This window comes from Niabella sp. CPT15-335-S11, assembly GCF_058792415.1.
In genome coordinates, this window is record NZ_JBYTEI010000001.1 from 605,381 (window position 1) to 631,580 (window position 26,200).

Annotated in this window: 13 protein-coding genes; 9 read left to right on the top strand and 4 right to left on the bottom strand. The window is 47.2% G+C overall.

Annotated elements, in window-relative coordinates:
• Positions 1-88: 88 nt before the first annotated feature.
• Positions 89-2,119, bottom strand: coding sequence for a TonB-dependent receptor plug domain-containing protein (locus tag AC3WS5_RS02440; protein ID WP_492465606.1), 2,031 nt, complete (start codon positions 2,117-2,119; stop codon positions 89-91).
• A 238-nt stretch (positions 2,120-2,357) separates the two neighbouring features.
• Here AC3WS5_RS02440 and AC3WS5_RS02445 point away from each other — a divergent pair, with 238 nt between their 5' ends.
• From AC3WS5_RS02445 to AC3WS5_RS02460, 4 genes are all read left to right on the top strand, one after another.
• On the top strand, positions 2,358-11,045 hold the full coding sequence (locus AC3WS5_RS02445) for a GH36-type glycosyl hydrolase domain-containing protein (RefSeq protein ID WP_492465607.1): 8,688 nt from the start codon (positions 2,358-2,360) through the stop codon (positions 11,043-11,045).
• 227 nt (positions 11,046-11,272) lie between these two features.
• The gene (locus AC3WS5_RS02450; protein ID WP_492465608.1) at positions 11,273-13,399 is read left to right on the top strand and encodes a glycoside hydrolase family 97 protein; all 2,127 of its coding nucleotides are present in this window, start codon (positions 11,273-11,275) and stop codon (positions 13,397-13,399) included.
• A gap of 116 nt (positions 13,400-13,515) precedes the next feature.
• Positions 13,516-15,714 (top strand): alpha-galactosidase, encoded by a 2,199-nt coding sequence (locus AC3WS5_RS02455; RefSeq protein WP_492465609.1) that lies wholly within the window; start codon positions 13,516-13,518, stop codon positions 15,712-15,714.
• 163 nt (positions 15,715-15,877) lie between these two features.
• Positions 15,878-17,116: a chromate transporter gene (locus AC3WS5_RS02460; protein WP_492465610.1), complete on the top strand. Its 1,239-nt coding sequence runs from the start codon at positions 15,878-15,880 to the stop codon at positions 17,114-17,116.
• Between the two features lie 8 nt (positions 17,117-17,124).
• On the opposite strand, the gene nadD is transcribed toward AC3WS5_RS02460, so the two are convergent.
• Both nadD and AC3WS5_RS02470 read right to left on the bottom strand, forming a co-directional pair.
• A complete protein-coding gene (gene nadD / locus AC3WS5_RS02465; RefSeq protein ID WP_492465611.1) occupies positions 17,125-17,697 on the bottom strand; it encodes a nicotinate (nicotinamide) nucleotide adenylyltransferase in 573 nt (190 codons plus the stop codon).
• Between the two features lie 15 nt (positions 17,698-17,712).
• Entirely contained in the window at positions 17,713-17,955 is a 243-nt protein-coding gene (locus AC3WS5_RS02470) for a FeoA family protein (protein ID WP_492465612.1), read from the bottom strand.
• Between the two features lie 496 nt (positions 17,956-18,451).
• Between AC3WS5_RS02470 and ybeY the strand changes: the two genes are divergently transcribed.
• From ybeY to mnmG, 3 genes are all read left to right on the top strand, one after another.
• Positions 18,452-18,895: an rRNA maturation RNase YbeY gene (gene ybeY / locus AC3WS5_RS02475; protein ID WP_492465613.1), complete on the top strand. Its 444-nt coding sequence runs from the start codon at positions 18,452-18,454 to the stop codon at positions 18,893-18,895.
• A 62-nt stretch (positions 18,896-18,957) separates the two neighbouring features.
• A complete protein-coding gene (locus tag AC3WS5_RS02480; RefSeq protein WP_492465614.1) occupies positions 18,958-19,587 on the top strand; it encodes a hypothetical protein in 630 nt (209 codons plus the stop codon).
• Positions 19,588-19,633: 46 nt separating this feature from the next.
• A complete protein-coding gene (mnmG, locus tag AC3WS5_RS02485) occupies positions 19,634-21,502 on the top strand; it encodes a tRNA uridine-5-carboxymethylaminomethyl(34) synthesis enzyme MnmG (RefSeq protein WP_492465615.1) in 1,869 nt (622 codons plus the stop codon).
• Positions 21,503-21,504: 2 nt separating this feature from the next.
• On the opposite strand, the gene AC3WS5_RS02490 is transcribed toward mnmG, so the two are convergent.
• Positions 21,505-22,194 carry a type ISP restriction/modification enzyme gene (locus AC3WS5_RS02490; RefSeq protein ID WP_492465616.1) on the bottom strand — a complete coding sequence of 230 codons (690 nt, stop codon included), beginning with the start codon at positions 22,192-22,194 and terminating at the stop codon, positions 21,505-21,507.
• 509 nt (positions 22,195-22,703) lie between these two features.
• Between AC3WS5_RS02490 and AC3WS5_RS02495 the strand changes: the two genes are divergently transcribed.
• Together AC3WS5_RS02495 and AC3WS5_RS02500 are read left to right on the top strand one after the other, a co-directional pair.
• Positions 22,704-23,429: a hypothetical protein gene (locus AC3WS5_RS02495; RefSeq protein ID WP_492465617.1), complete on the top strand. Its 726-nt coding sequence runs from the start codon at positions 22,704-22,706 to the stop codon at positions 23,427-23,429.
• A 12-nt stretch (positions 23,430-23,441) separates the two neighbouring features.
• Positions 23,442-26,189: a TonB-dependent receptor gene (locus AC3WS5_RS02500; protein WP_492465618.1), complete on the top strand. Its 2,748-nt coding sequence runs from the start codon at positions 23,442-23,444 to the stop codon at positions 26,187-26,189.
• Positions 26,190-26,200: the final 11 nt, after the last annotated feature.

Consider the following 26,200-nt stretch of genomic DNA (forward strand, 5'->3'; position numbering starts at 1 on the left):
TCCGTGCCTTCCAGAACCGATTCAACGAAAACAATATTATCACTTTATAGTGATATTCGTACGCGCCTAATACCCCGCGTCTCTGCCATCAAAACCCAAGCTGCACCGAGACCCAGAGGCTGCGGCCTACGCCGTTGATGCCTGAGCCGTGGGTTCTGTAATCTTGATTGAACAGGTTCTGCAGCCCGGCATTCACCAGCACTTTATTGAAATAGTAACCGCCATAAAAATTAAACACATTCCATCCCGGTGTTCCTCCGGCCGGAATTCGATTGTCTTCCTTGTCGCCTTTCGCCAGCCTGTCTTGCTTTTTCGCGTTCAGCCATTCTGCCCTGGCATACCATTTTTCCAGATGATAATTGACAAGCACCCGTTTATTCATTGGCGGGATCCGGCGTAGCGGTTCATCCCTGGTGATATTTTGTCCAAATGCATAAGAAGTTACAGCCGTCACATCCAGGTCCGGAATCACATTAAACCCTACTTCCACATCAGTCCCCCATATATAAGCACGATCCGTATTCACTTTTTGATACACCGGATATCCATCGATCACCTGCCCTTCAACTTTCTGGCGGGTGATCAGGTTTTTCATCTGGTTATAAAATAAAGAAATATTTGTATACACTTTAGTCGCCTTTAACTTATATCCTAACTCATAATTATTGGAAGCCTCAGGCTTCAGATCGTAAGCGGGGCGCTCATACCGAAAATCTACAATACCCAGGGTCCCCATATCATCGATATTGGGGGCTCTGAAACCCCTGTTGTAACTGGCATACAGGCTTTGCATCTCATCAATTTTCCTAAGGAGGCCCAGGTTAGCAACCAGCGCAGATGGTCGTGTTACAATTTTCCCAAGGGTTGTATCAAAGACGGTAACATCGAAACGGTTGAAGCGCGCTCCGCCTTCCAATGTCCAGTTCTCAAATCTTACATGATGCAGGCTGTAGAATGAGAGACTGGCATACTTGGAATCATCAGGGTATAGTCCCCTTAATTGTTTTGTACGTTGCGTAGAAATATCTATTTCCTTCCTGAAGCTGCCGATCTTATCAAAATAAAACTCAGCACCGGTATTCGCGCTCCAGCGTTGGCCCGACCGACTACTTACATCTACAGAAAGACCATTTGTATTTACCCGGTCCTGCTCATCGTGCAGCAGGTTACTCCCGTTCTTTTGCATGATACGCGTTTCCCTGGTGCGCTGGTTTGAAACTGTAAGCAATACTTTTGCAAAAAACGGACTGGAAGAAATCTTTTCGAGGTTCAGATAGGAGAGGTTCCGCATCTGCGGATCCATTTCATTGACGGCATAATTTTCGAGCTTGACTTTATGATAAACCGGCACGTCAGTCTGGATAAGGGTTTGATGGACTGCCTTCAGCATCCAGTTACGCGGCAATAGATATTTCATTTTTATATCAAAAGCATTCTCTCCATAACCCGATGGCGATTGCCTGCCCGTGGTATCACCTCCCCACAGATCGCCGAACTTCTTATAACTGTATCCGCCGAGTACCGCGAATCGCTGATCACCATAATTTAATTCACCTCTCAGTGATTTTTCCATATTACCGGTCATGTATTTCCCCAATACTCGCCCCGATAGCATCGGGCGATCGCTCAGCCTGGGCTCTTTAGTAAAGACCTGTATCACTCCTCCGATAGCATCACTGCCATACTGTACCGAACCGGAACCTTTAACCACTTCAATTCTATCCACAGAAAAAAGGTCAACCGTGTTCAGGTATTGGTTGGGACCGTATCGGAACGTCGAATTATTCAGGCGTATACCATCAATCAAAGTGAGCGTCTGATTTCCTGTAAGGCCACGGATAAATGGCGATCCGCCCCCATGATTGGTCTTTTGAATAAATAAACCGGGGATTCCCGTGAGAGCTTCCGGCACGGATCGGGGCATCAGCTCTTTAATGTCCTTTGGTTTAACGGTAAATGTACTGTAGGGCAGATTAATTGCCGGCACAGTTTGTCGCGTTGCCGTTACGGTCACTTCCTCCAGGCTGTCACCAACGCCTGGCTGGCCAAAAAGCCGTAGACCTTTTCCAAATAAAAAATAAACTACCAAAACGACTGCGGCTATACTGTTCCTTCTCATAATCCCTATTTCTGCGCTTAATTTGACTGCATCCCGCCAAAAATATCGAACTAAACCATACATCCCCTCACCCGTTACAAATCATATTATAAAATTAAAATACGCGCGGGAACAACCAATTACTATGTTTTACAATACGTTAACCGTTATGGGATTATGACCGGTAATAATTATATTTGTAGGTGTTCACTCCCGTTCAGTTCAGAACGGCAATCATTTTCAGCCTCATCCTTAAGTCATGAAGATCACTAAACCGGTAGAAGATATTTTGAATCAGATGCAGGACTTCTTTCTGGCAGATAACCAGCGGGGGTTCCGAAGCGAAGATCCGTTCAGATCGGAGTTGTTCAGCAAGGCCCAAATGGAGGAATATGGCCCCAGGGTGGCAGCATCTCATATCCTGGCTAAGGACCGAAGACCTGATAAAGTCCTGAAGAGACTGGATGATAATGAGGCCGTTATCTACAAAGTACACGATATCCTGGTCGAATCCATCAACCAAAAACAACCGCTTGCGCCCGCCAGCGAATGGTTCCTGGATAACTTTTACCTGATCAAGGAGCAAATAGCCCTGGGGCGTAAACACCTGCCAAAAGGATACAGCCAGACGCTACCAATTCTTGCAAAGGGTAAGTCTGCGGGGCTACCCAGGGTTTACGACATTGCCCTGGAGATCATTTCACATAATGACGGCAGGGTTGACCTGGCAAACACCACCACATTTATTCGGGCCTATCAAAGCCGGACCGTACTTACCCTGGGCGAACTTTGGGCCATTCCCATTATGCTCAGGCTTGGTATCATTGAGAATATCCGCCGGATCGCCTCTGGAATTGCCATCGACACCATGCAAAAGAATGAGGCGGCTTATTGGACGAATCAGATCCTGGAAATAGCTCAAAAATCGCCGCGGGATATCATCATAGTTCTAGCGGAAATGGCGAAGTCTGATATAGAATTGAGCGCTTCTTTCGTAGCTGAATTCACCCGGCGCCTGCAGGGAAAAGGTCAGGCACTGGCCATGCCGTTGACTTTGATGGATCAGAGACTGGCGGAAACAGGGAATACCGCCGAAGAACTCATCACCTTTGAAAATCAGCGCCAGGCAGCCGACCAGGTATCTATCCGGAACAGCATTGAAAGTATCCGGCTGATCCGCACCACAGATTGGCGGGACTTCGTGGAAAGCGTCAGTATCGTAGAAAAAATTCTGAAAGAAGATAAAGATGCCGTCTACGAACACATGGATTTTAACACCCGGGACTGGTATCGGCACGTCATTGAATTCATTAGTAAAAAAAGTGGTACTCCTGAACAGGAGGTAGCTAAGCAGGCCATAAACCTGGCTTTGGACAGCGCGAATCGGAATATGCCTGCCAGACAACAGCATGTAGGCTATTTTCTGATTGACCCGGTAGGAAGAAAAGCGCTCGCCGCGAAAGTCGGCCTCGTCCCGAAATCTGCTGAAAAATGGAAATCCTTCCTGCAAAACAACCGGTTTCTGTCCTATTCAGGAACTATTCTGCTGGTCTCTTTCCTGGCTGGAGGACTAACCGCGTGGGCAACATACGCCGCAGGTACCGGGCTCTCCTGGGCGATCATTGTTTTCCTCCTGGTTTTTACAGGGATCAGTCAACTCACCTCAGTTGTTGTCAACTGGATCGCAACCCATTCCATTAAACCGAAGCCACTTCCCAAGATGGATTTTACGGAGGGAATTCCCGATGTCTGCCGTACACTGGTGGCTGTGCCATGTATGCTTACCAGCACAAAAGGTATTGAAGAGCTGGTGGAAGAATTGGAGGTCAGGTATCTCGCGAACCCCGAACCCAACATTTACTTCTCCCTACTCACCGATTTTGGAGATGCACCCAAAGAGAAAATGCCCGAAGACGATAGGCTCCTGGCTTATGCCAAACAACTGATTGAGGGCCTGAACACAAAGTATATTTACGAACAATCCCCAAAATTTTATTTGTTTCACCGGCCCCGAAAGTGGAACCCCGCAGAAAATATCTGGATGGCCTACGAAAGAAAACGGGGTAAACTTGGAGAACTGAACAGCCTGCTGCGGGACACCGGGTATGACGATTTTTCACTTATCGTTGGGAATATCCAGGAAATTAAAGATTGTCGCTACGTTATCACGCTGGACGCAGACACCCATCTTCCGCGTGAGGCCGCGCGAAAAATGATTGCCGGCATGTATCACCCGTTAAACCGACCGGTCCTCAACGAGGGAGCCAACCGGGTCGTTGAGGGTTTCGGGATCCTGCAACCGCGGGTTGCTGTGAATTTGCCCCTGAGCGATAGCAGCATCTATACCAGGATGCATTCGAGTGATTCCGGGCTGGACCCTTATACCCAATTGGTCTCGGATGTGTACCAGGATCTTTTCAGCGAAGGTTCTTTTATTGGAAAAGGAATTTATGATATCGACGCGTTTGAAAAAGTGTTGGGTGAGGCCTTTCCGGAAAACCGGATTCTGAGTCACGACCTCCTGGAAGGTACCTATGTCCGGGCAGGCCTGCTAACCGATGTACAGTTGTTTGAAGATTATCCAGCCACATACTGGTCCGACATTGCCCGCCGGCATCGCTGGGTTAGAGGCGACTGGCAGGTCGCCAGTTGGGGGATGCCTTTTGTACCGGACAAGAAAAACAGGCTCCGACGCAACATACTCTCTGGGCTTTCCCGGTGGAAGATCATGGATAATCTCCGGCGCAGCCTTGTACCTGCAACGCTGGTCCTCCTGTTAACTATTTCCTGGCTGGTCCTTCCCAGGCCCTTGCTGTGGACCCTGGGTGTCCTGATGGTTTTTTTCCTCACGCCCATATTCAACGCCATATGGCAGTTCTTCCGGAAGCCCGCGGATATCGATCTGGTATCACATGTAAGCAGTATCATATCCGAATTTAAACAAAGTGTGACGCACCTCGCCTTTAACCTGGCATGCCTGCCCTTCGAGGCCTGGGTCAATATGGATGCTGTGTTCAGGTCAAACTGGCGTATGATTATTTCAGGAAGACATTTGCTGGAGTGGACACCATCAGCTGTTGTGAACCGGAAAAAAGACAAAAATCTGCTCGAGACCTACGACTATATGTGGTTTTCTCCATTCGTCGTACTCCTGGTAGCAGTTCTGATCCTTTACATTTCACCGAACACGATTTTCATCGCATCCCCCATTTTGCTGCTTTGGCTTTTTGCGCCTGCCTGGGCCTGGTTCATTAGCAAACCAGGGATCCAGAAACTTGAGGAACTGAGTTCTGCGAAACGGGATTTCCTGCATGTCACCGCACGCAAAACATGGAGCTTTTTCGAGGATTTTGTTACCCAGAGCGACAACTGGCTGCCTCCGGACAATTACCAGGAAAGACCGGTCGAAAGAGTGGCCCACCGGACATCGCCCACGAACATCGGGCTGGCCGTGCTTTCTGCACTTTCCGCCTACGACTTTGGATATATCACGCCAAATCAACTGATCCGTAATCTTCAGAAGACTTTTGCCACACTCAACAGCCTTGAACGCTTCAGAGGCCACTTTTACAACTGGTACGATACAGAGACGCTGGTCCCCCTGAATCCCAGGTATATCTCCACCGTTGACAGCGGCAATTTTATAGCAAGCCTCCTGACGCTGCGCCAGGGACTAGAGGAACTTCCTGATGCCAGGATCATTTCAGACAGACGGTACGAAGGGCTGACCGATACGCTCCAGGTCATTAAATCAAGTCTGGACCCAAAACTTCACGACCACCTCGGAAACATAGAGCGACTGCTCTCGGGTCTTACCACTCAACCTCCGGAATTTATACCCGAAGCAAAGGGCTCCCTCGAAATACTGCTTTCAGAATTACTAAGTCTGCAGAATAACCCCGTCCTGGCGGAAAACCGGGAATGCCTGAACTGGATCGCGAAAATGGAAAAACAAATCCGTTCAGGTATGGAAGACCTGATTGTGCTGACGCCCTGGTCCGCACGGTTACCCGTTCCGGCAAAATTCGAAAAATTAAAGGCACTGAATAAAATTTCAACAATCAGAGAAATTTATCATTTGAAACTTTCGCTGGTGCCCGAATTTAAAAGGTATTTAGCGATCTGCGAATCTCACGAGGAGACAAAATGGCTGGAAGATGTGTTGGCAGATATAAAACTGGGAGGCAGAAATGCGCTTGAACTGCTGAGTATTATAGAACAACTTACCAATGAATGTAAAGGGTTTAGCGATGTTGAATATGATTTTCTTTATGACAAGCCCAAACACCTTTTCTATATTGGATTTAACGCCTCGGATGATGTTTCGGATAAGAGCTATTACGACATGCTGGCCTCAGAAGCAAGGCTGGGAATATTTACCGCGATCGCCCAGGGTAAGGTTTCACAGGAAAGCTGGTTTGCCCTTGGCAGGCTGGTGACCAACCCTGCGAATGCGCCAGTGCTGCTCTCCTGGAGCGGTTCCATGTTTGAGTACCTGATGCCGCAACTTATGATGCCGGTTTATACCGGTACCCTACTGGAACGTACCGGAAAAGCCGCCCTTAAAAATCAAATCGAGTACGCCGCGAAAAACGACGTGCCCTGGGGTATTTCTGAATCGGCTTTCAACCTGGTCGATACCAGCATGAATTACCAGTATCAGTCCTTTGGCGTTCCGGGACTTGGATTAAAAAGAGGTTTGGGCGATGACCTGGTGATTGCACCATACGCGACTATGCTGGCTGTAATGGTAGATCCATCGGCAGCCTGTGATAATCTGCTAACACTGTTCAAAAGAGGATTCTCTGGTAAATACGGTTTCTATGAAGCCATCGATTATACACCGTCCAGGATGCCCAGGGGAGAGACCCACGTGCTGATCAAATCCTTTATGTCGCATCACCAGGGAATGGGGTTCCTGGCTTTGGCCTACTATCTGCTCGATGAAAAAATGCAAAGACGTTTTGAAAGAGAACCCGTTTTCCAGTCGGCGCTTTTGCTGCTCCAGGAAAGGGCTCCAAAAGCCACTAATTTCTATGCACACACTGAAGATCCGAGCGGCGAAAGGCTCACTACCAGCCAGGAATCTTTCATGCGGGTAGTTAGTACGCCGAACACGACAATGCCCGAGGTTCAACTCTTGTCTAATGGTAAATACCAGTTGGTTATTTCCAACGCCGGCGGCGGATATAGCCGGTGGAAAAATATCACCCTAACGCGCTGGCGCGAAGATTCAACCCAGGACAACTGGGGCCTGTTCTGTTATATTAAAGACCTTTCATCCGGTAATTATTGGTCAAACACTTACCAGCCTACGCTTCAGCGAAGCAAATCCTATCAGAGCATCTTTTCGCAGGGCCACGCGGAATTCAGACGGGTGGATGAAGGTTTCGAGACGAAAACCGAAATCGTCGTTTCCCCGGAGGATGATGTCGAAATCCGTCGAATCAGGGTCACCAACCGGAGTAGTTCTTCAAAAACGATCGAGGTGACCAGTTACAGTGAAGTCGTGCTGACCGAGCAAGCGGCTGATGAAGCACATCCCGCATTCAGTAACCTGTTTGTGCAAACCAGTATCCAGCCAGAGCTTTCTGCCATCACCTGTACGCGCAGGTCCCGGGCAAAAGATGATACACCACCCTGGATGTTCCACATGATGACACTGAACGGTGCCCAGCAAGAACAAATATCTTTCGAAACAGACAGGATGAAATTCACGGGGCGGACACGTTCCATTTCCAATCCGGCAGCTATGCAGACCGACGGGCCGCTTTCAGGGTCGCAGGGTCCCGTACTTGATCCCATCGTAGCCATTCGGTACCGAATAACTTTACGTCCGAAGCAGACTGCCACCTTCGACCTTGTGACCGGCGCCGCCGAGCACCTGGAAGCCTGCGAGGCCCTGATCGTAAAATACCAGGACCGGCATTTGAAAAACCGGGCATTTGAACTTTCATGGACGCATAGCCAGGTGCTGCTTCGTCAGATCAACGTAAATGAGTCGGATGCGCAACTATTCAACGGTATGGCAGGCTCGATCCTGTATGCAAATCCCGCACACCGTGCTGATCCTACAATCATCGCCAGTAATTTCAAAAATCAATCCGGTTTATGGAGCTATTCGATCTCAGGTGATCTGCCTATCGTGTTGCTTCGCGTACATGAAAGCGACAATATCGAACTGGCCAAATACCTGATCAAAGCCCATGCCTACTGGAGGCTGAAAGGGCTCGTAGTGGATCTCGTCATCTGGAATGAAGATTATGGTTCCTACCGGCAGGAACTCCATGATCAGATCGTGGGATATGTAAGCGCATCAGGCGGATCAGTCATTGATCAGCCGGGAGGTGTTTTCGTACGTTCCGGTGATCAGATATCCAATGAAGACCGGATTCTGTTTGAGACAGTAGCCCGACTGATTTTCGATGATAATAAAGGAACCCTGGCTGAACAATTAGCTGTACAAAAACCCGCCAGACCGCTTCCGGCTTTGTTAAAAACCTCGTCAGGCCGTTTTGCTGTTGATACTTCAAAATCGGTACAACTGCCGGATCACCTGATCTTTGAAAATGGCACGGGAGGGTTCACTGCCGATGGCAGGGAATACGTTATGATCACCAGCCAGGAAAAACCTTCACCGGCGCCATGGGTCAACATTATCGCCAACGACAGCTTCGGAACGATGATTTCTGAAAGTGGCTCATCTTACACCTGGGCGGATAACGCCAATGCTTTCAGGCTCACGCCCTGGAGGAACGATCCAGTTTCAGATGGAACCGGAGAGGCCTTTTATATCCGGGACGAAGATAGTGGCAGGTTTTGGTCACTTTCGCCGCTACCAGCTCCCAGTGGACAACAATATCTCACCCGCCACGGGTTCGGGTATACCGTTTTTGAGCATCTTTTTGACGGGATCCGTACTGAAATGTGGGTGTACGTAGATGTAGAATCTCCGGTGAAGTTTATAGTTCTGAAGATCCGTAATCTCTCGGGCCGCGACAGGAGCCTTAGCACGACAGGGTATATGGAATGGGTGCTGGGTGAGTCGGCGCCTAAAACAACCATGCACGTGGTCACTGAAAAAGACCCCGAAACCGGAATTTTGCTGGTTCGGAATCGTTATGACGCCGTTTTTGGCGAAAAGATCTGCTTTTTCGATACCAGTAACCCTGATAAAAGCTACACCTGCGACCGGGCTGAGTTCTTAGGCAGAAATGGTTCTGCCAGGAACCCGGCGGCTTTGTCACGCGAAAAACTGTCGGGGCGAATTGGAGCAGCACTCGATCCATGCACGGCAATCCAGGTGCGCATTGAACTTTCGGAAGATGAAGAAAAAGAAGTTGTCTTCAGGGTTGGCGCCGGAAAGAATGAGCATGAAGCGCGCGAACTGGCTAAGCGGTTCTGGCTGGAAGAAACCGCACACCAGGCACAGTCGAAAATACACGATCAATGGAACCAGATTTTAGGCGCTGTATTCATAAAAACACCCGATGAGGCATTTAATATAATGACCAATGGCTGGTGGGTCTACCAAACCCTGGCCTGCCGGCTATGGGGCCGAAGCGGCTTTTACCAGTCGGGTGGTGCTTTTGGCTTCCGCGACCAGTTGCAGGATGTACTCGCATTAATGCACACTCGGCCGGATCTTACAAAAAAACAAATTTTGCTGGCGGCCTCCAGGCAGTTTAAAGAAGGTGATGTGCAACACTGGTGGCATCCACCTTCAGGCCGGGGCGTGAGGACCACCTGCTCGGATGATTACCTCTGGCTGCCTTTTGTAACGGCACGTTATATACAGACAACGGGTGATATGAAAATCCTGGACGAATACGTTTCTTTTATCGAGGGTCGTGAATTGCGTCCGGATGAAGAATCCTATTACGATCTGCCGGTCTTCCTTAACCACTGGGAAACACTTTACAATCACTGTAAGGCTGCCATAAAATACGGGCTGAAATTTGGCGAGCATGGTTTACCGCTGATCGGATCGGGGGATTGGAATGACGGAATGGACAAAGTGGGTGCACAAGGCAAGGGAGAGAGTGTTTGGCTGGGTTTCTTTCTTTATGATGTCCTGGTGAAATTCGGAGCTATTGCTTCTGCATACGGCGATCAGGAATTTGAAGAAATCTGTAACCATGAAAGTGCAAAATTAAAAGACCAGATTAATGAACATGGCTGGGATGGGGAATGGTACCGTCGCGCCTATTTTGACGATGGAACACCGCTCGGATCAAAGTCCAATGAAGAGTGCAGGATCGATTCCATTTCTCAAAGCTGGTCGGTGCTGTCCGGAGCAGGCCGACCCGAAAGAACACCCCAGGCGATGGAGTCGCTTGGCAAAAACCTTGTAGACGCGGAAAGTGGTATCATCAAATTGCTGGATCCGCCTTTTGATAAATCTGATCTTAATCCGGGATACATAAAAGGATACGTGCCTGGCGTGCGTGAGAATGGCGGACAATATACGCATGCTGCTGTCTGGGCGATCATGGCTTTCGCGGTAAGTGGTAACAGGCAGAAAGTCTGGGAATTGTTCTCAATGATCAATCCGGTCAACCATGCTAAGAATGCGGCGGATAAAGAGCACTATAAGGCTGAACCTTATGTCATGGCCGCTGATGTATATGGCGCAGATCCTTATAAGGGCCGGGGTGGTTGGACCTGGTACACCGGCTCAGCCGGTTGGACCTATCAGTTGGCACTTGAATATATCCTGGGCCTTAAACGCCGGGGTCAGGAGTTGCACCTTGAACCCTGTATTCCCGATACGTGGCCGGGATTTGAAATCACTTACCGGTTTGGCGACAGTTATTATCACTTAGAGGTCAGGAATCACCGGAAAGATGGCAGTGTCCGGCTGACGCTGGATGGAAAAGTGCTTGATGTTTCTTTCCTTACGCTGGTAGATGATCAAATGCGCCATGAAGTGAAAGCAGAGATTTGATAACACCCCTTGAATGACCAAAGAACGGGCACCGGAACGTTAAGGGCCCACAAAAATTAATGTGTTTCAAGTACACATTAGTTTGTTACCCCTAATTTTGCAGTGTAGGGTAACACCGCAGGCAGGAGTTTGGTGGCTTAAACAGCTCCCACATTGCGACTGATCGGCGGGAAATGTAAAATTCCGGTTCAACCTGATTTGGTATCCAAGATCAAAATCTTTTCAACATGAAGAAATTAATTTTGCTGCTGATGCTCCTCTTAGCGCTCCCCACAGCCTGGTCACAGGAATTGAGATCTCCGGATGGTCGATTAGTATTATCCTTCGAACTGAAAGACAGTATTCCCTTCTATAACCTCCGCTTCAACGGGAAGCCCGTTATTCTGAAAAGTTCGCTTGGCATCCGTGTCGCAAATGGCCCGTCTTTTCTAAGCGGATTTGGCATTAAGGATTTTCATACCCGGACATTTCAGGAGGCCTGGAAACCAATATTGGGCGAAGTGGAGACCATCGATAATCACTATAATGAACTTCGCGTAATTCTTGCTCAGCCGGCGTTTCAGCGTGAAATGGCGATTACTTTTCGTTTGTTCAACGATGGACTTGGCTTCAGATATGAATTTCTCCAGCAGGCTAATCTGAACTATTTCGTGGTTCAGGAAGAAGAAACACAGTTTGCCCTGGCAGGCGATTTTAAAGCCTGGTGGATTACCGGCGATTATGACACCCAGGAATACAGCTATATTACTTCCCCCGTCTCAGAAATCGAAAAGCGCTGGCCAACCAGTTTCGATGGCAATGCTTCCCAGACCCCGGTAAAGAATGCCATCCAGGCACCGGTTATGATGAAAACTGCGAATGGAATCTACCTGAATATTTCAGAGGCTTCGCTGATCGGGTATCCTGCGATGCACCTGGAAGTAAATGGTAAGACCCACCTGTTGAAATCACATCTGACACCGGATGCCCAGGGAATGAAAGGTTATATCCAAACGCCGTTCAACACACCCTGGCGCACCATCATCATAACTCCCAAGGCCGAAGAAATCCTGGCATCCAAACTGATACTGAACCTCAATGAACCCACAAAATATAAAAGTACGGATTGGATAAAACCGGTAAAGTATATCGGCGTGTGGTGGGAGATGATCATGGGCAAATCTACCTGGAGTTATACCGATCTGGATAATGTACACCTGGGAATCACCGATTACTCAAAACTTACCCCAAACGGGAAACACGCCGCCAATACAAATCATGTAAAAAAATATATTGATTTCGCCGCTCAAAACGGGTTTGACGCCGTACTGGTAGAGGGATGGGATCAGGGTTGGGAAGACTGGTTTGGAAAATCCAAAGAGTTTGTCTTTGATTTCGTTACGCCCTATCCCGACTTTAATGTTAAAGAATTGAACGACTATGCCCACGCAAAAGGGGTGAAGCTGATCATGCATCACGAAACTTCAGCATCAGCTACTAACTATGAAAGATGGATGGATACTGCGTATAAATTCATGGACAAATACGGATATAACGCGGTAAAAACCGGTTATGTGGGCAACATCATCCCCCGGGGAGAACACCATTACAGCCAGTGGATGATAGAACATTATCTCCGCGTGGTGAAGAAAGCGGCTGATCATCATATTATGGTTAACTCGCATGAATCCGTTCGGCCAACCGGACTGCAAAGGACCTATCCCAACTGGATAGCGGCCGAAGCCGCCAGAGGAACTGAATACGAGGCATTTGGAGGTAACAACCCAGAACACACGACCATTCTTCCCTTTACCCGGCTGATAGGAGGGCCAATGGACTATACCCCCGGGATTTTCCAAACGCGGCTCGACTATTATTTCCCAGGAGACAAACGGTTTGTGAAAACTACGCTGATCAAGCAACTCGCCCTTTACGTGACCATGTACAGTCCGCTCCAAATGGCTGCCGATCTGATAGAAAACTACGAACGGTTCCCGGATGCTTTTCAATTTATTAAAGATGTCCCAGCTGATTGGGCGGACACCAGAATTTTACGCGCGGAACCGGGTGACTATATCCTGATAGCCCGCAAAGCAAAAGGGAAAGATGAATGGTTTGTAGGAGGTATCACGGATGAAAACGCAAGAACCCTTGAAATCGACTTCAGTTTCCTGAAACCATCAACACGCTGGGTCGCGACGATTTACGAAGATGGCAAAAACGCCGATTACATCCGGAATCCCCAGCAGTATCATATATATAAAAAAATAGTGACGTCCGCGACGAGACTTCGGCAAAAAATGGCAAGGAGCGGTGGGGTAGCCATCAGCATCAGAAAGGCTACTCCGGAAGATCTGAAGCGAAAAAGACGGTAAGCCGCGGCAACTCAGAAGAAAATCGAGTCATTTGCCCGGAAAATCTATTTTTTGCCCCTCGGGGGTTTGATAGTTTTGGAACCTGGTATATCTTGCGCTTCAAAAATAAACCCTTCATGAACTACAGACTCTTTCTGCTGTTGACAATCCTCTTTGCTGCCGTAAAAAGCTATGGACAAAAAATCACAATCCCTGTTGCTACAAGCCATTTCGTGCAGATTCTGCAAACCGATACAGAGAAAAGGCTGAGGATCATTCACGCCGGCGGAACCCTGAAAAACAACAACGAGTATGAGCTTACCGGTGCTGTTCACAGATTACGTGCGGAAGGCGCCTCATCAAACAGTAGCGCTTTCACTGTTGCGGGAATCAACAACAATTTCGTAGAGCCCGCTATTGCTGTTGTTCACAGCGATGGCAACAATTCACTTGATCTCAGATACGAGAATCATACCGTTGCCTCTACGGCCGATGGAGCCACACTCACCACTATCACGCTCAAGGATGCTGTCTATCCCTTTTATGTAGATCTTTTTTTCAAAGCCTGGTCAAAAGAAGATGTTGTGGAACAATGGACGATCATCCGGCATCGTGAAAAAGGCAAAGTGACCATGAATAAATATGCTTCTGCGAACCTCTATTTTTTCGACAGGGATTATTATCTGACCAGCTATAATGGCGCCTGGGCCCGCGAAATGCGACCCGAACAAACCCAGCTAAAACAGGGCATGCATGAGATCCAATCCAGGCTGGGCACCCGCGAAAACCTGCACACCACGCAAAACTTCATGCTCTCTTTCGACAGACCGGCCGCAGAAAATGAGGGAACCGTACTGATGGGACAACTGGCCTGGAATGGTAACTACAAACTTCAGTTTGAAACGGACGTGTACAAGAACCTTCACCTGGTGGCGGGAATCAATTCTTACCAATCCGTTTACGAACTTCAGCCCAATACGGAATTTGAAACTCCGAGGTTTATTTATACCGTTTCCTTTGAAGGAACAGGACGCGGAAGCCGCAACCTGCATAGCTGGCTGCGCAATCATACCTTGTTGGACGGAAAGGGTGAGCGACTGACCCTGCTGAATAACTGGGAGGCCACTTATTTCGATTTTAACCAGGATAAACTGACCGGTTTATTCGAGGGAGCGAAGAAAATGGGGGTAGATATGTTTCTCCTGGATGATGGTTGGTTCGGAAACAAATATCCCCGCAACAATGACAAAGCCGGATTGGGCGATTGGCAGGCGAACAAGAAGAAACTACCCGATGGCGTTCCTTACCTGGTGAAAGAAGCGGGAAAACTGGGCCTGAAGTTTGGTATTTGGATCGAACCTGAGATGGTGAATCCGAAAAGCGAACTGTACGAGAAACATCTTGATTGGGTGCTGCGTGAAGAAAAAAGGCCCGAAATCTATTTTCGCAACCAGTTAGTGCTGGACCTCACTAATCCCGAAGTTCAGAATTTTGTATTCGGGATCGTAGATAACCTGTTTACACAAAACCCTGATCTGGCCTTTATAAAATGGGATTGTAATTCACCTATTTTCAACGGGCACTCCAAATACCTGGAAAGAAAGAAAATCCCGCAGTCCCACCTATATGTAGAATATACCCGCGGCCTCGAAAAAGTGTTGAAAAGAATCAGGGCCAAATATCCTAAGGTCCCGATGATGTTATGTTCCGGCGGCGGGGGCCGCTCAGATTACAACTTGCTTCAATACTTCACTGAATTCTGGCTGAGCGATAACACCGACCCTCTGGAAAGAGTCTTCATGCAATGGGACTATTCTTATTATTACCCGGCCATTGCTATGTGTAACCACGTGACCGATTGGAGCAATAAATCGCTGAAGTACCGGGTTGACGTTGCTTCCATGGGTAAATTAGGGTTTGATATCCGGGCCAACGAGCTGAAGCCTGAAGACATGAGTTTCTGCCAGGAAGCCATCCGCAATTATAATGGATATAAAGACATCGTATGGCACGGCGATATGTACCGGGTAAAAAGTCCGTATGAAAGCGATCTCGCTTCAGTATTCTTTGTAGATCCCGCGCGTACCAAAGGCGTACTCTTCAATTATCTTACAAACTGGCGTTATATCGAAGAAGCAGCGCAAAGGCCCGTGAAATTAAGGGGGCTGGATCCTGAAAGGAAATACCGCATAAAAGAAATCAATCTTTACGGCAACAGCAAATCAACCATTGATGATCAGAAGACCTACAGTGGTGATTTTCTGATGAATGTAGGGTTGAATCCCGATGTAAACCTCAGCAGGACAAGTGTTGTAATCAGCGTAGAAGCGATTTAAAGTTTGTCTGTTTTGACTGTGTGCAGCAGGCGGAATTGTTGATAAAATACGGATTTCCAGGGGAAGAACTGTTTAGCATAAATCGGATTAATTCCATACCTTTAATCGTTACACCCTGGCTTAAGCCCGGGATATACGTAAAACAAACCGGCCTGATCATTTCATGCTGCTACGCCATGCACATTTTCTGAAGCTTGTTTTGCTTCATAGCGTCACTGCCTTTGGCGGACCTCAGGCTCACCTGGCAATGATGATGAAAACTTTTGTCAAACAAACGCCGTACATTACTGAGCGGGAGTTGATAGAGTACAATGCATTCTGCCAGTTGTTACCCGGTGCTTCTTCAACGCAAACCCTTACCCTGATTGGCTTTCAGAGGGGTGGAGTTTTTCTGGCTATCTTAACCCTGCTGGTTTGGATACTGCCTGCCTGTATCATCATGGGCGGTCTGTCCTTTCTGATTCACTATGTGGACGGGCAATCCGGCTTGTTGAACTTATTCAGGTTTGTTGTTCCGATGGCCGCCGGATTTTTGATCTATGCCTGCGTAGTTGCCTTCCCTTACTCCGTGAATAATCTTGTAACCGCAGTTATAGCCGTTGTTGCGGGTATTCTGACTTTCGTGCTTTTCGGTAAACCCTTTATCATCCCCATGCTGATCGTTTTAGGAGGGTTCGTTACTAACCTAAGCAGAAAACGGATTCCCCAGGTGGCCATAAAGCCGAGAAAGATCCGGTGGTGGAATTTCTGGCTTTTCGGGAGTATCTTCCTGCTGGCTGGATTTTTAAGTGAGACTGCACGTAAAAACGACTGGCCGAACAGGAAACCTTTGAATCTTTTTGAAAACACTTATCGTATGGGTAGTCTTGTATTTGGCGGCGGTAATGTGCTGATGCCGATCATGTACGAACAATGGAGCGTGCGCCCTGAAGCTGTTAAAGATAGAAACCCCAATGTGATCTGGATTGAAAAGAAAGACATCCTTACCGGAATTGGCCTGGTAAGAGCCGTTCCTGGTCCCGTATTCTCTGTTGCTTCATATACAGGCGGACTTGCTCTGAGAGATATGGGTCCGGCGATGCAGGCGGTTGGTGTGGTTATTGGAATGGTCGCTATCTTTTTGCCCAGCGCTCTACTGGTATTATTCTTTTTTCCTATATGGAATATGCTCAAGAAGTATTCAGCTATTTATAGATCCCTGGAAGGTATCAACGCCGCCGTGCTGGGAATTATGGTGGGTTCCACCATTTATATTATGAAGGATATTTCTTTTCTCACGATCGGCCCGCTCGGTTTTATAAATATCGCTGTTGTGGCAGGAACCGCTGCGGCGCTTATCTTCACGCGTATCCCTGCGCCGGTTGTCGTGAGTCTTTGTCTGGCCCTGGGCTATTTTTTCTAAGCCGGCATTCATTTCCGGTAATACCCACCTTTTTCAATCTCCTCTATAACTTTCTCCGGCAAAAAATATTTTACCGATTTTCTCTCTTTGATCATTTTGCGAATCCCTGAGGCAGAAAAACCCAGTAGAGGTGCATCCACAAAGATCAGTTGCGCGCCCAGGTTGTCGCTAATCTCAAATCCCGGCCGGTTATATATGATCAGTGGATAGTTTTCCAAAATAAAAGTATAATTTCTCCACTTAGTGATGTTTTGAAAACTGTCACCCCCCAGAATGACAAAAAATTCGTGCTGGGGATATTTTTCAGATAAGTGAGCCAGCGTTATCGAAGTATAAGAGGGTCGGGGCAGGTTAAACTCCACATCGGTCACCCGCATTCTCTCATCGTCTTCAACAGCGAGGGAGGTGAGATAGTAGCGTTGCTTTTCATTCAGCAGGGACTTGCTTTCTTTAAGCGGGTTATGGGGCGAGACCACAAACCATACGCGCTCGACCAATTTTTCATTCAGTATAGAACTGGCAATGATCAAGTGCCCGTGATGAATAGGGTTGAAAGATCCAAAAAATAGGCCGATTTTCATATATTATACTGATAATCAATTGATTGTATTTACCACAATTTGGCGGGCCTCATCTAGCCGCAGGCTTAAAACATAACCCGCCACCGCTATAGATACCGGATCACCGAGTGGTGCAATTTTGATAACTTCAATGCCCTCGCCAGGCAAACACCCCATTTCCATTAGCTTGAGGAATATGTCCTCTGAGGTAAACCGTACGATATTCGCTTTCAGGCCAGGCCTCAATTCCGAAAGCAAAATCTCCTTATTATTATTCATAAATGATCTCGTAGCTTTCTTATCCGCGTTGATTGAAAAAATTAGTCTGCAACCTACCAAAACCAATCTTCAAAAATCACCAATCAGCGACCTTTGATCTTTCCCACGGTACAGTAAGACTCAAAACCGGCAGACAGATCCGGGGTCCACGAAGGTAATTAATGTCTGACTGATATAATGCGCTCATTTCGAAGAGATGATGACTAGAGTCCTTTTCCCCTCCTGTGAAAGCGATTGATTTTCTTAACTAAAGGGCAAATTCCCAGAACCCAAAAATTTTGGGTCAAATATTGCATTAATGGCTGAGAATATATGCGCGTAAAGAGACGAACCAATTTCATCAGGTCAAGTCCTTGCACACTTGCCAGCCTTTTTTTGTCAGAATGAAAAACCTCACAAGAACCAAAATCAGAGGGAAGTAGCTATTTTGAAGCAAAAGAAATTATCAGCACCCAGATCCCTACCAAATTGAATTTTCTTTCCGAATTTTGGAACTATGACTGAAAGATCCTCGTTCTCTATTCAATTTTTCTCCAGAACAAATGTTCTGCTCAGAGAAAGAACGCGCCTGAAAAAATTCATCGCCCAAATGCTGGCAAATAAAGGCGGAAAGAACGGCGGTGAGGTGAATTTTATCTTTTGTACCGACCAGGAGCTGCTTTCCATAAACGAAGAATACCTAAAACACGATTTTTTCACCGATATTATCACTTTCGAACTTTCTGACCCGCACGACCCCAGGATTGAAGCCGACATATACATAAGCGTGGACCGGGTAAGAGAAAATGCCAGGATTTTCGACGAAAGGGTCAACATTGAGCTGCATCGCGTCATTTTTCATGGGATTCTTCACCTTTGTGGCTTCAAGGACAAGACCACTCAGCAAAAAGGAACGATGAGAGCCCAGGAAAACGCCGCTCTCGAAGAATATTTTCAATAAATGTTTCACGAAGAACAGTTTCACCATGAAACGGTGTCCCGTGGAACTATTATCTTTGCACTATGGCGCGAAAAAAATGGCAAAAGGTAGAAGAAGAAACCCTAACAATCCAACGGGCTAGGGAAAAAAAGAAATGGCAAATCGCCCTGAGGCGTTACGTGTTAAGTCAACAGGCAAACAGCGGGTATGCACCATACTTCGGACTGGATATAAAGCGCCTTAGAACCTGGTTTGAAGTTCAATTCCAGGAAGGACAAACCTGGGAAACCTTTGGTGAAACCTGGCAATTTGATCACCTTCTCCCGGTATCCTGCTTCAATCTATTCGACGAAGACGACAAAACCCTCTGCTGGAACTTTCTAAACCTTCGCATAACGGGAATCCCGGAAAAGCTCGATTTGGCTGGAATAATCGACCTTGCATCAATCCTAAATTCCTTCCAACAACTCCAACACAACACCAATAACCCCCTTTGTCGGCGCTATATCTCAAAAATCGAAAAACTTCAGACTCAAGCCTCCTCTTTTTCCGAAGTCCAGGAACAATTCCTCCGCGAACAAGCAGACTTCTTACAGCGCGTCAGCCATTTTACCCCCTACGAGTTCGGGCAACTCAATAAAAACGTTCCACTCACAGCCATTGAACAGGAAATTGCGCTGCTGAATCGATGGAATCCGCCAACATCGATTTAACATATGCTCTTTCCTGATAAAAACAGCGTTATCGTACCTTTGCAGAATGTTTCAAGAATATGATGTTATCGTGGTAGGTGCCGGTCACGCTGGTTGCGAGGCCGCAGCCGCCGCCGCTAACCTTGGCTCCCGGACCTTATTAATCACCATGAATCTCCAGACCATTGCGCAAATGAGCTGCAATCCAGCCATGGGCGGCATAGCAAAAGGGCAAATAGTACGAGAAATCGATGCCCTTGGCGGTTACTCCGGTATCGTTACCGACGAGACCATGATACAGTTCCGGATGCTGAATAGAAGCAAGGGTCCGGCCATGTGGAGTCCGAGGGCACAAAGCGACCGGATGCTTTTTTCAGCGAAATGGAGGTCAATGCTCGAAAACACACCGAACCTCGACTTCTACCAGGATATGGTCAACGGAATCCTGGTCAAAGACAACCAGATCCAGGGCGTCATCACCGGAATGGGTCACGAGATAAAGGCCAAAGCAGTCATCCTTACGAATGGAACATTTCTCAATGGTGTCATCCATATCGGCGAAAAGAAGTTTGGAGGCGGCCGGGTTGCAGAGAAGGCCGCTACCGGCATCACCGAACAATTGGTAAGCCTGGGATTTGAAAGTGACCGCTTAAAAACCGGAACCCCGCCACGGGTCGATGGCAGAAGTCTCGACTACAGTAAGATGGAAATACAGCCGGGCGACGATGAGATCACCGGATTTTCTTTTACAGATTCCAAAAAAATTAGTCCAAGCGAACAAAAATGTTGCTGGATAACCTATACCCACACGAAAGTCCATGATATCTTAAGAACAGGCTTTGATCGTAGCCCCATGTACACCGGGCGTATCGACGGTGTGGGACCCCGTTACTGCCCGAGCATCGAAGACAAAATCAATCGTTTTGCCGACAAGGAACGGCACCAGATCTTCGTGGAACCCGAAGGATGGAATACTGTCGAAATCTACGTGAACGGATTCTCTACCTCCCTGCCCGAAGAAGTACAATACGAAGCTCTTCGTATGATTCCGGGTTTTGAGCAAGCCAAACTATTTCGTCCGGGTTATGCCATCGAATACGACTATTTCCCTCCCACGCAGTTGAGCTACACCCTTGCAACAAAACTCATCAACAATCTCTATTTCGCTGGTCAGATCAATGGCACCACCGGCTATGAAGAAGCGGCCTGCCAGGGTCTCGTCGCCGGAATCAACGCCCACCAAAAGGTTCATGAAAAAGATCCCTTCATCTTAAAAAGAAATGACGCCTATATTGGTGTACTCATCGACGATCTCATTAACAAAGGCACGGAAGAACCCTACCGGATGTTTACCTCCAGGGCAGAATACAGAACATTGCTGAGACAGGACAATGCAGATGCGCGGCTGACTCCCATGAGCTATGCCATTGGCCTGGCTTCACAGCAACGAATGGATCGACTTAACCAAAAACTGCGAAAAGTAGCGGAACTGAAGCACTACCTCCAAACAACCACCATTAACCCACAGGAAATAAACGAATTCCTGCTACAGGAAGGCTCAGCGCTTATCTCTGAAAAACAAAAACTGGAAAAAATACTCCTCCGTCCCGAGATACAACTCCTTCAACTGTCCGAAGGCATTCCCGCACTCAGCCAAAAGTTGAGTGAGTTTTCACCACTCGAAACAGAGCAAGCTTCCATTCAAACGAAATACGATATCTATATTGAAAAAGAAAAAGAAATGGTGTCCCGCATGTCAGAAATGGAGAATCTGGCAATTCCCGAAACCTTCGACTACACCAGGTTATCGTCACTAGGCAATGAGGCAAAGGAAAAATTGAATAAAATCAGGCCCCGCACACTCGGCCAGGCTTCCCGGATCTCAGGGATCAACCCAAGCGACATCCAAATTCTCATGATCTATATGGGCAGGTGACCTCATTCAGAAAAGCGAAGATCCCCTAAAATCGAATCAACCTCCTTAACAAGCAACGCCGTTTTTTCTAAGGCAGCCAACAGGTGCAAGTAGGTCGAGGTCTCCGCCGGAGATAGCGTCCTACCCAGGCGCTCTGCCAGCCACACCTGCGCCAAATAGTTCCCACGTATATAAAAATTCCACACAGACTCAGGGACGCCGCTGATGCAACACCGATCATTCAAAACAATTTCTCCCAGATGCCCCGACACACCCGCTCCGCCATCCGGGCCCGACAACCTGAACCTCACTTCCGCCAGGCGCCAATCGCCATCACATTGTAAAATATATCCGAAACCAGGTAACGTTTTATCCGGGTTAACATGTATCCGCCACAATTCCTCCCCTACCTGGCTCAACTTCCAAAACATATTTTCACTACATGGTGATATAAATTCATCCCGCCTGAACCCACTCAAATCTCTCCCGGACTTCAGGCTTTCCGATGAATGAAACAGTCCATACAAATAGTACCCGGCATCCTCCTCCCTGAAAACCATTCTGAATTCTTCCCTCAATTCCGGGCTGTTCACGTAACAAAGATTCCCACCCTTTTCCCCCGAACCCAGAAACTGAAGTCCGGTAGCCTTTCGGATTCCTTCGCGAACAATCTCAGTCACCTCAGGAAAATTAATATGTACGATATTCTTCATCTGTTGAACAGGCCATTAACTATCAAATTTAGCAACGACGCTTCTGGCGCCCCATCTTTAAAGATACTACAAAATCCATTACTCCACCCTTTCACTATCCGCCCTATCATCGCAATCCTTCGCTACCTCCCTAACATAAAACAATCCCTACCCCTAATCTCATCCATTTCCTCGCTTTAATCCCAAATTAGTTCCCCTACCCATCGTTTTTACCTTAACCTTTTGATCGCTTCCTGATAGCACAGATAACCTGCCGGACAGCAACAACCGAAACACCTCACATCCAACCTGTCCCACTTTCACCGTCACAATCGATATTTTTCCCCGCCTGGATATAATTTCGTCAATAGAATCTTTTTCCTAAATATTCCGCATACAACAACCTACCTTTGAAAAACGAAAGAGAATCTAGAGCAGTTTTATCTATTTTCAGATACCTCTGTTGCGAAAGCTTGTAAAATTTCGTCTACAACAATAGTTCAATTTTTAAAACACGAAAACGAAACCCCTTGCTTAAACTCTTCAAGATTAGCAGCTTGTTATTCCTGAACTTGCCATTGAATGCCCAGAGCAGTATTCCTGATAGTGTCATCTTCCATAAAGCCGAGCGAAGCACCCTTCAGGTCTATCATGACTATCTGGCCGATCAGGCCGGACTATACAACGGACCACTTTATACAGACTACAGGTATACTATTTCAAATGGCATACCCTTCCTCGATACCTCACACGCAACACCAGGCTCGGTCGTGTACAATGACGTACAGTATGAAAATGTCAGGCTTTTACTTGACGTTCTAAAACAAAAACTACTTGTAACCACACCGGGGTCATCCCTGTTACAGGAATTGACTGGTGAACGTGTCAGCCGGTTTGCTCTGCTAAACCACCGCTTTATTAATTTACAGAGGCCACAAAAGGCCCACATGATGCCTAATGGATTCTATGAGATTCTGTTTGAGGGTAAGAAAAGCACCCTTTACAAAAGATATACCAAGCAACTGCTTGATGACCTGAGCACACAGCGCGTCATCAGAAACGTAGTAGATAAAAATTATTACTATATTCAGCGGGATAACACGGTTTACCAGCTAACAACCAAAAAGACATTGCTGACGGCGTATAAAAATCACCGGAGAGAAGTAAATAACTATCTGCGCAAAGCAAAAATGAATATCCGGAAAGCAGAAGATGCCGAACTGAGCGCCCTTGCCGCCCTTTACGAAGACCTTTAAAACAATATTGCATTGAGACACCGTCTTACCATTCTCCTCCTCGCTTTATCTTGTTTCCTGTTGCGCCAAACGACAGACGCCCAGTCTAGATCGTATCCCCTGGTCTCGGAAGACTTCAATCAACTAAGCACCCAACAAATCTTGTTGCAACTGGAAAAGCAGACGGGATTCAGGTTCTTCTACGATACCACCTACTTCGATACGTCAAAAGTTAATCTTTCAGTAAAAACACTACCTCTCCCGCAGGTGCTCGACAAGCTATTTTTTGACAGCAATACCGCTTACGCCATCGACGACCAAAATAACATTTTTATCACCAAGGGAACAATACTGAAAACAAAATTGCCCCGGAGTTTTTTTTCCTCCGAGGCTACTTCAATTTCCGACACCGTATCCGAGGATCATCTGGCGACCAAAGATGATGATAAAGTATATATGATAGGACAAGGGACAGACGATGCACCATCGGGAAGATATATTATAAACGGCTACATCAAAGATATAAAAACCGGAGAGCCCGTAATAGGCGCCTCCGTCCAGGTTGCGGGCTCTGCTGCCGGCTCGGCTACCGACCAGTTTGGATACTACACCCTGATGGTACCGGCGGGACCCCAAACGATCAATGTTCAAAGCATTGGTATGGAAGACGCAAGACGACGATTAATCGTCAGAGGCGATGGACGGCTCAACATCGAAATGGGATCACGGATCCTGACGCTAAAAAACGTCACCATTTCTGCCCAGAAAGTCAGCAACATCCGGAACACCCAGCTCGGTCTGCAACGAATAGACATTAAAACCATCAAACAAGTACCGGTTGTATTTGGCGAAGCCGATATCCTACGCGTCGTGCTCACAACGCCTGGAGTGAAAACCGTTGGAGAGGCAAGCACGGGACTCAATGTACGCGGCGGATCCACTGATCAAAACCTGATATTGTTCAACGATCTAAATATCTACAATCCTTCTCATTTTTTCGGTATGTTTTCGGCCTTCAATCCCGAAGTGGTCAAGGATGTGGAGCTCTATAAAGCCAGCATCCCCGCTCGCTATGGCGGGAGACTTTCTTCGGTGGTCGACATAAACAGCCGCGAGGGAAACAAGAAAACGTTTGCCGGTTCGGCAGGTATTGGTCTCCTTACCAGCAGAGTCAATATCGAAGGACCGCTTATTAAAGATAAATCATCTTTCATCCTTGGGGGTCGTACAACTTACACTAACTGGCTACTGAAAAATCTGCCCGATCAATACAAGAACAGCGAAGCCTCCTTCTATGACGTGAACCTGATCCTGAACCATGAGTTTGATAAAAAAAATACCCTGTACCTTACCGCCTATACCAGCAACGACCGCTTCAACCTCAACAGCGATACCGCTTACCGGTATAATAACAAAAATGTCTCGCTGAAGTGGAAACATTCCTTTAATAACCGTCTCTATGCAATCATATCCGGAGGATATGACCGCTACCAATATGAAATCAGTAGCGACAAAAATCCGGTGAATGCCTATTCGCTGAATTTCGACATCAACCAATCCTGGTTCCGCACGCATTTCAATTATTTCATTAACGCAAAACACTCGCTGGAATTTGGATTAAATACCAGCTATCACAAATTACACCCCGGCGACTACGGTCCCGTAGGTGAAAAGTCGCTGATTGCGCCGGTAACGATGCCTGCGGAGCAAGCGTTAGAATCCGCGCTATATCTCAGTGACAAATACAATATCTCCCCCTCGCTTACGCTCGATGCAGGAATCCGTTATTCCGTTTACAATTTTCTTGGACCGGCAAGTGTGAACAACTACCCCGCGGGCGTTCCTAAGACGATAGAAAATATTACCGGCGTAACAGATTATAAAAGAGGACAAATCATCCATACCTACCAGGGACCCGAAGTTCGGCTTGGACTCAGACAGATGCTCTCAAATACCATGTCGCTCAAGTTGGGTTACACCACCCTTCGGCAGTACATACACATGCTCTCCAATACCGCGGCCATGGCGCCCACCGACATTTGGAAGCTGAGCGATCCAAATATCCACCCGCAATTCGGGGAGCAATACTCAATGGGGTTATTTAAAAATCTCAAAGAAAACACCATTGAAATTTCACTGGAAGGATACTATAAACGCATTAAAAATTACCTCGACTTCAAAAGTGGCGCCGTGCTGCTGTTAAACCCTCATGTGGAAACAGAAGTGATGCGTACCAACGGCAAAGCATATGGCGTAGAATTCCAGGTGAAAAAACTGACGGGCAAACTCAACGGGTGGATCAGTTATACTTATAGCCGCATTTTATTAAAAGCCGATCAGGCTGCAACCGGTGAATATATTAATCAGGGCAGATTCTACCCCGCAAACTATGATAAGCCGCACGATGCTACGCTGGTGGGCAATTACCGGGTATCCCACCGCTTTAGCTTTTCGCTGAACAGCACCTACAGTACCGGGCGACCTATCACCCTCCCAATCGGGAGGTTCTATTACTCCGATGGCATGCGAACACTTTATGGAGACAGAAACGCACACCGCATTCCGGATTATTTCCGGGCGGATGCTGCAATGAACATCGAGGGCAATCATAAACTACACCAGCGAACACATAATTCCTGGACCATCGGTGTCTACAATATTACCGGAAGAAAGAATCCTTACTCGGTTTATTACACTTCCGAAAACGGTGTGGTAAATGGATATAAGCTTTCCATATTCGGCAGTGCCATCCCTTATATCAATTTTAATATCAGGTTTTAAAGTTCCATAGT

What these genes read in the sequence shown, in the direction of transcription:
- AC3WS5_RS02440 (WP_492465606.1), bottom strand. Translation starts at nt 2,119, where the DNA reads ATGAGAAGGAACAGTATAGCCGCAGTCGTTTTGGTAGTTTATTTTTTA.
- AC3WS5_RS02445 (WP_492465607.1), top strand. Translation starts at nt 2,358, where the DNA reads ATGAAGATCACTAAACCGGTAGAAGATATTTTGAATCAGATGCAGGAC.
- AC3WS5_RS02450 (WP_492465608.1), top strand. Translation starts at nt 11,273, where the DNA reads ATGAAGAAATTAATTTTGCTGCTGATGCTCCTCTTAGCGCTCCCCACA.
- AC3WS5_RS02455 (WP_492465609.1), top strand. Translation starts at nt 13,516, where the DNA reads ATGAACTACAGACTCTTTCTGCTGTTGACAATCCTCTTTGCTGCCGTA.
- AC3WS5_RS02460 (WP_492465610.1), top strand. Translation starts at nt 15,878, where the DNA reads ATGCTGCTACGCCATGCACATTTTCTGAAGCTTGTTTTGCTTCATAGC.
- nadD (WP_492465611.1), bottom strand. Translation starts at nt 17,697, where the DNA reads ATGAAAATCGGCCTATTTTTTGGATCTTTCAACCCTATTCATCACGGG.
- AC3WS5_RS02470 (WP_492465612.1), bottom strand. Translation starts at nt 17,955, where the DNA reads ATGAATAATAATAAGGAGATTTTGCTTTCGGAATTGAGGCCTGGCCTG.
- ybeY (WP_492465613.1), top strand. Translation starts at nt 18,452, where the DNA reads ATGACTGAAAGATCCTCGTTCTCTATTCAATTTTTCTCCAGAACAAAT.
- AC3WS5_RS02480 (WP_492465614.1), top strand. Translation starts at nt 18,958, where the DNA reads ATGGCGCGAAAAAAATGGCAAAAGGTAGAAGAAGAAACCCTAACAATC.
- mnmG (WP_492465615.1), top strand. Translation starts at nt 19,634, where the DNA reads ATGTTTCAAGAATATGATGTTATCGTGGTAGGTGCCGGTCACGCTGGT.
- AC3WS5_RS02490 (WP_492465616.1), bottom strand. Translation starts at nt 22,194, where the DNA reads ATGAAGAATATCGTACATATTAATTTTCCTGAGGTGACTGAGATTGTT.